The sequence below is a fragment of the Acidimangrovimonas sediminis genome, from assembly GCF_002871005.1.
Classification (GTDB): Bacteria; Pseudomonadota; Alphaproteobacteria; order Rhodobacterales; family Rhodobacteraceae; genus Acidimangrovimonas; species Acidimangrovimonas sediminis.
Map to the genome: position 1 here is coordinate 240,635 of NZ_PHSN01000013.1, position 10,591 is coordinate 251,225.

The following is a 10,591-nucleotide window of genomic DNA, read 5'->3' on the forward strand; positions in this document are numbered from 1 at the left end:
AGGAAATGGTGCCCCGCCTCCGGCGCGCAGCCGCCCCCCGGCGGCAAGCGCGGAAGGCACGGGTTCCGGAAGTCACGGGCCCCGCAGGGCATGGCCCTGCAAGATAGTGACGCCGTATGACGTCAGCCGACCTGCGGGGGCGGCGGTGCGTCTTGCCGTTCGTCGCCCTCGGCGCCAAGCGCCTCCGACAGGGCGGCCCGGGTCGCGCGCCAGAGATCGCCGAGGGTGCGCCGCATGGCCCCGGCCCCGGCGGGCGCAACGGCGTCGGTCCCGGGCGCGACCTCTTCCTCGGCCCGGGCAAGCCCGGCCTGCAGGGCCGCCGCGCCGAAGACCGAGGCGGAGCCCGCAAGGCGGTGCAGCGCCTCCGGCGAAGGCGCCTTGTCCGCCGCATCGGGCCCCAGGAGCGCCTCGCCCTCCTCGATGAACCGCGCGAGAAGGTCGCCGAAGCTCTCTCCCAGTTCCTCGCTCATCTCGGCAAGGTGGCCCAGGTTGATCAGCGGCGGCGCCTCTGCGCCCGCTCCCTCCCCATCCTCTCGCCCCCCGCCTGCTCCGCCCCCGGCCTGATCCGGCCCCTCCCCGCGGAGGATGCGCGCCAGCACCGCCGCCAGCCCGGTGCGGGTGATCGGCTTGGTCAGGCTCTCGGTCATTCCGGCGGCGCGGAAGCGGGCGTGTTCGGCCGGCTGGGCATGGGCGGTCAGCGCGATGATCGGGCTGTCGCAGGAGCCGTCCGTCGCGGCACGGATCGCACGCGCGGCCTCGACCCCGTCCATCCGCGGCATCGAGATGTCCATCAGGATCGCGTCGAAGCACCAGGCCCGGGCCAATGCCGCCCCCTCGCGCCCGTCCGAGGCCTCGGTCACCTTGTGCCCCATGCCGACAAGCATCTCGCGCACCACGAAACGGTTCACCTGATTGTCCTCGACCACCAGCAGGTCGAGCGGGCGCAGCGCCGGCAGCACCGCCTCGCCATCCTCCGCCGGCCCCGGGCACCTGCCCGCGGGCGCCGGACCGAGCGGCAGGCGCACCCAGAAGCTGCTGCCGCGGCCCTTCTCACTCTCCACCCCGATCTCGCCGTCCATCGCCTGCACCATCCGCCGCGCGATCCCGAGGCCAAGACCGGTGCCCTCGACATTGCGCCGGTAAGAGGCGTCGAGCGTCACGAAATCGGCGAACACCCGTTCAAGGTCTTCCGCCGCGATGCCGGTGCCGGTGTCGGTCACCCGAAGCTCGACCCCCGCCATTCTTTCGGTTGCCGGCCTCTCCTCTGCCAGCGTTTCCCCTACCGGCCGCTCCGCCGGCCCGCCACCCTCCAGGCGCCGCGCGGCAAGTGTGATCACGCCGTTCTCGGTGAACTTCACCGCGTTGCCGACGAGGTTGAGCAGCACCTGCCGCAGCCGCGCCGGATCGCCCTCGAGCAGCGGAAGCGGTGGGTCCGGCAGGTCAATCTCGAGCCGGTTGCCCCCGGCCTCGGCCAGGCCACGCTGTCCGGCCGCCACCTCGTCGATCAGCTCGGCAAGGTCGAAGGGTTCGGGCTGCGCCGCCGCCTGCCCCGCCTCGGCCCGCGCGATGTCGAGCACGTCGTTCACATGCCGCAGCAGGTGCCGACCCGAACGCTGCATGATCGCCAGGTACTCGGCCTGCCGCGGCTCCAGCGGGTCGCGCGCCAGCAGGTCGATGGTGCCGAGCAGACCGTTCAGCGGCGTACGCATCTCGTGGCTCATCACGGCGAGGAACTCGGCCTTGGTGCGCTCGCCCGCCAGCGCCAGGTCGCGCGCCGCGCGCAGCTCCGCGTCGGCGGCATCCTGGTCCGACAGGTCGCGCACGACGGCGATGGCAAGCGGCCCTTCCGCACCATGGGCATCCGCCAGCGCCAGCTCGATCGGAAAGGCGCGCCCGTCGGCACGCCTGCCCTGCATCCGCCGACGCCCCCGCCCGATTGACAGCGGCGCCCCATCGCGCAGGTAGGCGGCAAGGCCGGGATCGGTCTCCGCCTCGTCCCCGGCCGGCACGATCATCGCATTCAACGCGCGGCCCCGGGCGGTTTCGGCCCGCAGGCCGAACATCTCCTCCGCGGCGTGGTTCATTTCCATCAGCCGCCCCGCCGCGTCGGTCACCAGGACCGCGTCCAGCGCCGTCGCCAGGATCGTCTCGAGCCGCGCTCGGGTGCGGGCGATCTCGGCCATCCGGGCGCGGTTCACCCGGTTCAGCCGGGCCAGCGCGGCGGCAAGCCCCGCCAGCACTGCGATCAGGATGAAGGTCAGTACCGCCAGCCGCATCAGCGTCTGCCCCAGCGCCACGCGCCGGGCGTCCGAGATCTGGGCGAAGACCGCAAGGCCCTCGACCGTCAGCAGGCGCACGTCGGGCCGCAGCGCCATCATGCGCGCGCTGATCGCGCCAAGCCCTTCATTCAGATGCCCGGGCGGCGCGTCGACCTCGGCCAGCATGCGCGTCGTGAAAGCCCCGATCCGGTCGAGCGCAGCGCCCCCCTCGGGGTCGGCCCGCACCGGCAGGAAATGCGGGCTGGTCTGGACCGCGTGCAGTCGGGAATAGAAGATGTCGAACCGCTTGCGCACCGCGTCCAGCTCCGGCGCCCGGCGAGGTTCGGGCGTCATCTTGGCGACGGTCACCGCATCCTCGAGCAGCAGGAACTCCACCTCCACCTGGCTCAGCGCCCATTGCAGGTTGTCGGCCTCGGCCGTCTGCAGCGTGTCCATCCGCGCCACCACCTCGGCCATCAGCACCGCGATCGCCACGAGGATCGCGCAGATCGCCAGCACGAGTCCCGCGCGACGCGGCCAGTAGGCGCGGTCGCGCCGGTCGGCGGCGGAACCACCGGCGGCGGCGGTCGCGAGCCGCCGCGAACGGGAACTGGGATGGGCCTCGGACACGGCACCTCGGATCTGGGCACCGGGCCGCGGCCGGGGCGCCCCGGCGCGTGCCGCGGCACGGGCTGCGCGAACGACCGACCGGTCCGGCGCCGGCTAGTTCGCCGTCGGGCCCGCCACGATCGTCATGTGATCAAGCTGCCAGATACTGTGGGCATACACCACCTCGGTCTGCCACCGCGGGTCGGCATCGTAGGGATAGACCAGCCACAGCGGCCCGTTGTCGCGCAACCGCATTGGCGCGCCGTTGCGCCTGTAGGCGATGATCGGGCCCGGGTCGCTGGCCTCGGACACCGGGATCCGCGTCTCGTAATCGTTCGTGCCATGCGCCACGATCACCGCCCCCTGCGGCACCCCCAGCCAGCGCAGCAGATCGCCCAGCAGGACCCCCTGGAATACCTGCGGCCCGTTGGTCCAGATCGTCGTGGTGACGACCCGCCGCTGCGGCAGCGCCCGAAGCATCGCAAGGTCGAGCCGCTCTGCCCTTCCGACATTGTGCCGCGCGATCGCCCCGTCGACCGTCAGCAGCACCTTTCCCCGTGGCATCTGCGCGCCCGGCCCCGCCTCTCCTGCCGCCACCTCTCCGGGTCCCGCCGCCGCCCGTGTCGCCAGCGTGCCGGCCGCCAGCCCCGCGACGAGCGCAAGCACGGCCAGTGTCGGCGCGCCCGGCCCGTGGACACGGTCGTGCGCGCCCTCCGCCCGGCCGCGGGCCTCGGCAGGGATGGGCGGACGGCTGGGATCGACAGGTCCAGTGCGGTGGCATGGGCGTGACATCGACGCGGCTCCCCGGTTGGCTGCCCACGGTGGCGGTCTTCTGCAGCAGTCATCTGCGGCGGTCTCGGCCTGGATGCCACGGACGGGACAGGCCACGCACGGCACGCGAAGCACGGCACGCGAAGCACGGCGGGCCACGGGTGGTGGCCCCGACCGACACCCCCGCATCCTGCCATTGTAGCAAGCGGGTTTCCGCCGCCCCCGCGCGAATCGGGATAGGGGGCTGTGCCTTCGTATAGCCCGCTCCGGCGGCAAAGCGCCCCCCGCCGCGCAACCCTTGCGCGCAACCCCCGCTCCTGACGCCAGGACGGGCCGGTTCAAATTGCCCGGCGCCGCGGTTCCGTGCTATCCAGAAGCATAGGCACCGTCCGCCGGGCAGGGGCGAGGCATGGAACAACGGCAGCCCCGGGGGCGCCGATGGAAGTTCTGCTCCGGGGATGCGCATGCCGGGGATACGTATGAAGGTCTTGCTTGCCGACGATCACGCGCTGATCCGCGATACCCTCCTCGCCTATCTCGAGAAGGAAGAGGATCTTGAGGTCGTGACCGCCGAGGATCTTCCCGCCGCCGTCGTCCAGCTGGCCCGCAGCGGCCCGTTCGACGTGATCCTCCTCGACTATGCGATGCCGGGGATGAACGGGCTCGAGGGGCTGACAAGGATGCGCGCGCTGACCGACGCCCCGGTGGCAATCATGTCCGGCTCGGCCACCCGCCGGATCGCCGACGAGGCGCTGGCGCAGGGCGCCGCAGGGTTCGTCCCCAAGACGATCGGCGCCAAGGCCCTGATCCACGCCGTGCGCTACATGGGGGCGGGCGAGGTCTTCGCCCCGGTGCAAATGCTCGACACCCAGGTTCCCGGTGCCCCCGACGCGCTGGCCGAAAAGCTGACCGAACGCGAGCGTGAGGTGCTGGAGGGCCTGTGCCGCGGCCTTGCGAACAAGGAGATCGCCCGCGACCTTGGCCTTCAGGAGGTGACGGTGAAGCTGCACGTCAAGAACCTATGCCGCAAGCTTGACGCCAAGAACCGCACCCAGGCGGCGCTGCTGGCCCGTGACGCCGGGATGTTCTGAGCGCGGCTCCGGCCCCCTTCTCCTTTCCGTCTCGCCGATTTCCTCTTGCCGGAAGCACCTCACGGCGGATGTCGCCATACCCCTCCGCCTTGCCGTGACGCCTTCTTCGCCCCTAATCTCACGCCATGACCGACTCGCTTCTTCTTCGTCCCGCCACCCCGGCCGATGCCCGCGGGATGAGTGCGATCCTCGTTCCGATCCTCGCCGGCTGGCACAGCAGCAGGAACGGCGACCCGGCGACGGTAGAGGCGCATTACATAGCGCATCCCGACCGGATCGCCTGCACACTGGCAGAAGCCGAAGGCCGGATCCTCGGCTTCCAGTCGCTCAAGCTGGCGCGGCCGGGCAATGCCTACGGCGTCACCCCCGGCTGGGGCATCATCGGCACCTATGTCGCGCCGGACGCCGGCCGGGGCGGCATCGGGCGGGGGCTTTTCGCGGAAACGGCCCGCGCGGCACGCGGGGCGGGTCTGCCGTGGATCGACGCGACCATCGGCGCAGGCAATCCCGCCGGACAGGCCTATTACGCCGCGATGGGGTTCGCGGATTATGCAGGCGGCAGCGCCACCGCCGTCTGCAAGCGCTACCGGGTCGCCTGAGAAGCGCGCCGCGTCAGTTCTGGAGGTGCCGCAGCCCCTGCGTCACGTCGGCCCGCACCGCCAATCGCAACCCCGGCTCGTCGCCCGCCTTCAGCGCCGCGATGATCAGGCGGTGGTGCGACGGCGGCTCGTTCCGCCTGAGCCGCCCATAGAGCGCGCGCATTGTCGGGCCGAGCTGCAGCCAGACGGTTTCCGCGATCGCCAGCATCGCCGGCGCCTGCGCCCGCAGGTAGAGCGTACGGTGGAATTCGAGGTTGGTGCGGATGTAGGCCACGGCATCGTGCTTGGCAACGGCCTCGGCATTGGCGGTGTTGATCGCCTGCAACCGCTCGATCAGCGCGAAATGCACACGCGGCAGCGCCCGCGACGAAAGCTCCGGCTCCAGGAGCGCGCGCAGCGCCGCCAGTTCCTCGATCCGCTCGTTCGAAAGTTCCGGCGTCGTCACCCGGCCCGAGGCCGACATCGACAGCGCCCCCTCCGCCACCAGCCGCCGCATCGCCTCGCGCACCGGGGTCATCGACACGCCGTAGCGCTTGGCCACGCCGCGCAGGGTCAACGCCTCGCCCGGGGCCAGCTCGCCATGCATGACCTGCGTGCGCAAGCTGCGGTAGAGCCGGTCATGCGCGGCGCTGACGGAGTCGGAGGGACGGGTCTGCAACAACATGACCCCCGGTGTGATCACAAACCCCGCGGCGGTCAATCCCCCAAAGATCACGGCTGCGACGACTGCGCGGCGGCAGCGCACGGGCTATTGTGCGAAACGATAGCCGTGCAGGTCCTGACCCTGCCGCTTGAGCCAGCGCCGGGGCGCCTCATACCCCGGCATCAACCGCGCCACGGTGGCCCAGAAGGCCGGGGAATGATCCATCCGCGCCAGATGCGCCACCTCGTGGGCGGCGACATAATCCAGCACCTCGGGCGGAGCGAGGATCAGCCGCCACGAATACATCAGGTTGCCGTCCGCAGTGCACGAGCCCCAACGCGAGCGCGTGTCGCGCAGGGTCAGCCGGTGATAGCGCCGGCCCAGGGCCGCCGCGTGGCGATCCGACGCCTCCGCCAGCCGATCGCGCGCCAGCGCCTTGAGAAAGGCCTGCGCCCTGACCGCCGCCCGCGCCGGATCTCCGGGCACGACAAGGCGGTCGCCCTCGATCCGCGGCGCGCCGCGCGACCCGGCGGCGACCAGTCGCAGCGCCCGCCCCTCCACCGGGATCAGGCAGTCGGGCCGGACGACCTGCATCATCGGCATCTCGGCCAGCGCATCGCGGATCCAGCCCGCGCGCTCGGCCGCGAAGGCCAGCGCCGGCCCCTCCGCCGCGCGCACCGGCAGCGTCAGCGTCACCCGCCCGTCCAGCCGCGAGACGCGCAGGCTCAGCCGCCGCGCCCGGGCCGAGCGGCGCAGCGTCAGGGTAACCGGCGGATCGCCGGGCAGGATGCGGATGTCATCGGATTGCCCCATGCCGCCACCATATCCATCCCGGCCCGGCTTGAAAGCTTGAATCGGGCGCGATCCGGCCCATCTTGCACAGCGCGACACGGGGAAGCCCCCCGGTCACGGCAGATGTGCGGGAAACGGCGGACAAAGCCTTTGACACGCCCCCTGCGATGTGGCACGTCGCGTCGACTTTAGCCGAGAATCGCGGGGATACATCCATGCCCAACGAAGAATGGGGCGTGAAGCGGATTTGCCCGACAACCGGGAAACGTTTCTACGACCTTAACAAGACACCGATCGTCAGCCCCTACACGGGCGAAGTGGTCGAGATTGAAGACTCGTTCCGCAAGGGCGTAGGCTCCGCAGGAGCGCGCGCCACATCGGAGAAGACCGAGAAGCTCAAGGCCAAGACGTCGTCGGATGACGACGATCTGCTGGACGACGACGATACGCCGGACGATTCGGATATCGACGACGATCTGCTTGAGGACGATGACGACGATACCGTCTCGCTCGACGACCTGGCTGACGTGGGCGGCGAGGACGACGAGAGCTGATACAAGGGCTTGCGGGCAGCCCGGGGGGCGCGCACGCGAGAAGTTTCGAGAGGCGTTTTTTTCGCTTGCAGAGCTTCCCGCGCTCCCCTACACAGCCCGAGCGATCCGCAGGGATCGCACCTCCGGTGGGGCCATAGCTCAGTTGGGAGAGCGCTTGAATGGCATTCAAGAGGTCAGGGGTTCGACTCCCCTTGGCTCCACCAATCAAAACAAAGACTTACGAAGCATCAAACCCCGCCCACGTGGCGGGGTTTTGCTTTGGGGTAACGATCAGGGTAACGCGGCAGAGGAACCGATATGCTTCTGCACTTCAACCGCCTGCAATATGTTCCCGGGAACATCATCCAACCCAACTATGGCAGAGTGATGTGGGAGCGGGGGCCAAGTCACCCTGAATGGAAGCGCGAGCAGATCCTCGAAGGTGTGCGGGCCGCAGAATTTCCGAATCGCCCCTCGCGCTGGGAGTGCGTCTTCTTCTTTTCGACGCCTGAGGAAGCTAGGCTCTATGCCCAATGCGGCTTCGCCCCCAGGCCCGCCCATCTCTACGATGTCGAGTTGGTCGAGCCGATGGCACCGCGTCACAATGCAGATTGGAAGGGAACAGGCCCCTACGACCACGAGGCCGATTGGGCGAGGCGCTACTGGCGCGGCGATCTGTTGAGGTTCGATGGGAGCGGCACATTCTATCGGGAGGAACTGTCGCTTAGCCCGCTGAGGGTGTTGCGCGAACTACCAGCGATCGAATGAAGCCCCAGCAAGATCCTGCAGAGCGCTTCTCCGGGCCGCCGGGAGCCCTCAGGGGCCTGCGACTTGCCCTAACCGGCCGGTGCAGACACAGTGCCACCCTGTCGATCGACGCCGTTGCAGATCGGTACGGACCCGGAACGCCTATGCGCGAGGTGCTGCAGCGCGCATGCTGCAAAGCGTGCGGCCGCCGTGACGCGGCTCCGAACGAGTGCCGGGTCTACTACTCGATCCCGAGAGCCACCGCTGGGCGGCCGCATGATCATTTGAGTTATAGATTTCACCGACCCACTAGAGAGCGGAAGTTAATATGGCTGAATACCCAAAACTCCGTGCTGACGAACTTCCCGGGTGGAGCGACCTCGGAAAATATCTCGAGGACGCAAGATTAAACCTCGGCGGACCTATCCCACTCTGCGTCAATGGCGCCGACAAGGCGCTTGGAACGCTGGTCCGAAATCTCGGTCAGGGCGATGCGCTGCGAGTAGTCGGGTTGGTGAACTATGCCTATAGCAACTGGCGTGCAGCCGCGCTCCTGGGTCAGACCGGTAATGCGCACCAGGTTCCTTTGGTGCTACGGGCTGCCCTTGAGGGGATGCTTTACGCAAATCTGTTCTTGAGAGACGAAAACTGGAAGAAGCGATGGGAGGCGCGACATTCCAGCAAGACAGCGGCAGATCGGTTTCGAAAGGAAGGTCCGGCTGCCGCCCGTGCAGCGCTCAAGAAGGTCGACCATGAGCTTGAGAAATCGATCAAGCACATAATCCAGTACCTGATCGACTTCGGTGGCCACGCAAATATCGGAGCTATCGAAGCGTCGAGCACCTATTTTGCGAATGCCGAGGACGCCGATAGTGGGTTTGTAGTTTTCACCCAACTCGCCGGGGAGCGCCGTCGCTACGAAGCGACGGTAAGCATCTTGGAAAGCGCTGGGGCGATACTCAAAATTCTTCGGCACATGTGGCCCGATCGGTACATGCTACTCGGAATTGAAAACTTGGAACGTGAGTACCGCCTTCTTGCAAGGATTTTCATCGAGTTGGATAAGGCATCTCGCCCAGCGGAACCTGATGATCTGACCGGGAAAGCCTGAACGCTCTGGTTACGCAAGTGGCGATCCACGAAGCAGCATAACTGGCATCAGCCATCCGTAGCGTCCGCTTCGATATCATCAGCGAACTCCGTGGCCGTCTCGCCCAGCTCGGCGATCAGGCGCTCCGACCAGCCCATGGTCCGCAGGCGGGCCCGCACCGCCGCCGTGTCGGCGCGGCCGGTCCCACCTTCGATCAAGTCACGAGCCATGCGCTCGGCCATCGTGAGGCGCGCCCAGGTGGCAACGGCTGGCGAGGCAACGTCAAAGGCAATCCGGCTGGTCATCTTGGGCATCCTTCAATCATGTTTTGACGCCACAAGCATACGATATTGCAGGATTTTCCGCAAAACGGATGTTTTCCAACTTCCCTATTGGGAAAGTTGGAAACGTCCCCTGAAATCGGGCGAAAAGGTTGGAAACCGGGATGCGTGGTCGGAATAGATCCGATCGACTATTTCGCGCCGTCGTCCTGTGCGCGAATCGAATGCTTCACGTGCTTCTCTACAATGTCGCGAAGCTGAAGGAGGCCACCGGCTGCACGTTCAATCGCAGCTCGGAGTTTCTGATCATGGCCGGGCAGAAAATCCCCGCCAGCGGTGGTTCCGCCGCAACCGCATTCGCAAACCGGCATCATAGACCTCGCATCTCAATCTGCACCCATCGGCGTCGGGATTGTTCACCGAGCCATGCAGGTCGCGCAAGGGCAGACAACGTGGGCCAGCTGCATCGCCCGCTCGCTACCAGCTAGACAACCGGCACGCCACCAGCGTCAAGGCGCTGTGCGATCACCGATAGGGCGCGGTCACGAAGGCGGTAGGCGTGGCCGCGGGCCATGGTGCTGCCGCGACGCTGCAGCTGCTTCTCGAAGCTGATCTTGTAGACCCGGCAGCAGAGCCAGAGATTGAGCACCCGGGCGAGGCCGGCATGGTCGCCGACAAGGTGGTCGGCGGTCCAGTGAAGCGCCGCGAGGTGCGCGTCGACCTGGGCAGGGGTGGGACGGATCCGCACCACCCGCTCGGAGGGCCGGTCATCCCCGGCAATCTCGGGCAGGCCCCAGCCTTCGGAAAGGTGATCGTCCAGCGTGGCCACGAATGCCGGGATCGCACTTCCGAAGCCACGGGGCCCGACCCTGCCACCGGCGTAGCGTGCCCAGCGCAGCGCCTCGAGCATCCGGTCGCGAACCAGCTCTGGTGTCCATGTCTCGGCTTCGATTGCCTCGATCGCCGCCGCCTTGCGCTGCCCCATTCCCTGCCCCCTGATGACCGTGTGCTAGCATCGAAGGTCAGGTCAGGGCGTCCGTCAAGGATCGCGTCATCTGGCGGCAGAGCTGGCCGCATAGGCGGCCCCGATCGCATTGCCCGGGATCAGTCGGGATCTTCGCCCGTGCGGGCGAAACCGGCGGCATCGGCCAGCGACTTGGCGATGCGGCTCTTCACC

Annotated in this window: 11 protein-coding genes and 1 tRNA gene; 6 read left to right on the plus strand and 6 right to left on the minus strand. The window is 68.1% G+C overall.

What is annotated here, in order from left to right:
- Window positions 1–122: 122 nt before the first annotated feature.
- Both CVV76_RS13525 and CVV76_RS13530 read right to left on the minus strand, forming a co-directional pair.
- Entirely contained in the window at window positions 123–2,888 is a 2,766-nt protein-coding gene (locus tag CVV76_RS13525; RefSeq protein ID WP_102225179.1) for an ATP-binding protein, read from the minus strand.
- Window positions 2,889–2,981: 93 nt separating this feature from the next.
- Complete coding sequence (locus CVV76_RS13530; RefSeq protein WP_233192898.1) at window positions 2,982–3,659, minus strand: molybdopterin-dependent oxidoreductase; 678 nt, start codon at window positions 3,657–3,659, stop codon at window positions 2,982–2,984.
- Between the two features lie 458 nt (window positions 3,660–4,117).
- Here CVV76_RS13530 and CVV76_RS13535 point away from each other — a divergent pair, with 458 nt between their 5' ends.
- A complete protein-coding gene (locus CVV76_RS13535; protein ID WP_102225181.1) occupies window positions 4,118–4,729 on the plus strand; it encodes a response regulator transcription factor in 612 nt (203 codons plus the stop codon).
- A gap of 125 nt (window positions 4,730–4,854) precedes the next feature.
- Entirely contained in the window at window positions 4,855–5,328 is a 474-nt protein-coding gene (locus CVV76_RS13540) for a GNAT family N-acetyltransferase (RefSeq protein WP_102225182.1), read from the plus strand.
- Window positions 5,329–5,341: 13 nt separating this feature from the next.
- Here the strand turns inward: CVV76_RS13540 and CVV76_RS13545 are convergent, their stop codons facing one another.
- Window positions 5,342–5,992, minus strand: coding sequence for a GntR family transcriptional regulator (locus tag CVV76_RS13545; RefSeq protein WP_102225214.1), 651 nt, complete (start codon window positions 5,990–5,992; stop codon window positions 5,342–5,344).
- 84 nt (window positions 5,993–6,076) lie between these two features.
- Window positions 6,077–6,766 (minus strand): M48 family metallopeptidase, encoded by a 690-nt coding sequence (locus CVV76_RS13550; protein WP_199178601.1) that lies wholly within the window; start codon window positions 6,764–6,766, stop codon window positions 6,077–6,079.
- 212 nt (window positions 6,767–6,978) lie between these two features.
- Between CVV76_RS13550 and CVV76_RS13555 the strand changes: the two genes are divergently transcribed.
- From CVV76_RS13555 to CVV76_RS24680, 4 genes are all read left to right on the plus strand, one after another.
- Window positions 6,979–7,317 (plus strand): TIGR02300 family protein, encoded by a 339-nt coding sequence (locus tag CVV76_RS13555; protein ID WP_102225184.1) that lies wholly within the window; start codon window positions 6,979–6,981, stop codon window positions 7,315–7,317.
- A 127-nt stretch (window positions 7,318–7,444) separates the two neighbouring features.
- Window positions 7,445–7,520: transfer RNA gene (locus CVV76_RS13560), tRNA-Ala, on the plus strand.
- A 94-nt stretch (window positions 7,521–7,614) separates the two neighbouring features.
- Window positions 7,615–8,064, plus strand: coding sequence for a hypothetical protein (locus CVV76_RS13565; protein WP_102225185.1), 450 nt, complete (start codon window positions 7,615–7,617; stop codon window positions 8,062–8,064).
- Window positions 8,065–8,371: 307 nt separating this feature from the next.
- Window positions 8,372–9,154: a hypothetical protein gene (locus CVV76_RS24680; protein ID WP_146010293.1), complete on the plus strand. Its 783-nt coding sequence runs from the start codon at window positions 8,372–8,374 to the stop codon at window positions 9,152–9,154.
- 47 nt (window positions 9,155–9,201) lie between these two features.
- Here the strand turns inward: CVV76_RS24680 and CVV76_RS13575 are convergent, their stop codons facing one another.
- Both CVV76_RS13575 and CVV76_RS13580 read right to left on the minus strand, forming a co-directional pair.
- Window positions 9,202–9,438, minus strand: coding sequence for a hypothetical protein (locus CVV76_RS13575; RefSeq protein ID WP_102225187.1), 237 nt, complete (start codon window positions 9,436–9,438; stop codon window positions 9,202–9,204).
- A 460-nt stretch (window positions 9,439–9,898) separates the two neighbouring features.
- On the minus strand, window positions 9,899–10,399 hold the full coding sequence (locus CVV76_RS13580; RefSeq protein ID WP_102225188.1) for a hypothetical protein: 501 nt from the start codon (window positions 10,397–10,399) through the stop codon (window positions 9,899–9,901).
- Window positions 10,400–10,591 lie beyond the last annotated feature (192 nt).

What these genes read in the sequence shown, in the direction of transcription:
- CVV76_RS13575 (WP_102225187.1), bottom strand. Translation starts at nt 9,438, where the DNA reads ATGACCAGCCGGATTGCCTTTGACGTTGCCTCGCCAGCCGTTGCCACC.
- CVV76_RS13540 (WP_102225182.1), top strand. Translation starts at nt 4,855, where the DNA reads ATGACCGACTCGCTTCTTCTTCGTCCCGCCACCCCGGCCGATGCCCGC.
- CVV76_RS13545 (WP_102225214.1), bottom strand. Translation starts at nt 5,992, where the DNA reads ATGTTGTTGCAGACCCGTCCCTCCGACTCCGTCAGCGCCGCGCATGAC.
- CVV76_RS13535 (WP_102225181.1), top strand. Translation starts at nt 4,118, where the DNA reads ATGAAGGTCTTGCTTGCCGACGATCACGCGCTGATCCGCGATACCCTC.
- CVV76_RS13580 (WP_102225188.1), bottom strand. Translation starts at nt 10,399, where the DNA reads ATGGGGCAGCGCAAGGCGGCGGCGATCGAGGCAATCGAAGCCGAGACA.
- CVV76_RS24680 (WP_146010293.1), top strand. Translation starts at nt 8,372, where the DNA reads ATGGCTGAATACCCAAAACTCCGTGCTGACGAACTTCCCGGGTGGAGC.
- CVV76_RS13555 (WP_102225184.1), top strand. Translation starts at nt 6,979, where the DNA reads ATGCCCAACGAAGAATGGGGCGTGAAGCGGATTTGCCCGACAACCGGG.
- CVV76_RS13530 (WP_233192898.1), bottom strand. Translation starts at nt 3,659, where the DNA reads ATGTCACGCCCATGCCACCGCACTGGACCTGTCGATCCCAGCCGTCCG.
- CVV76_RS13565 (WP_102225185.1), top strand. Translation starts at nt 7,615, where the DNA reads ATGCTTCTGCACTTCAACCGCCTGCAATATGTTCCCGGGAACATCATC.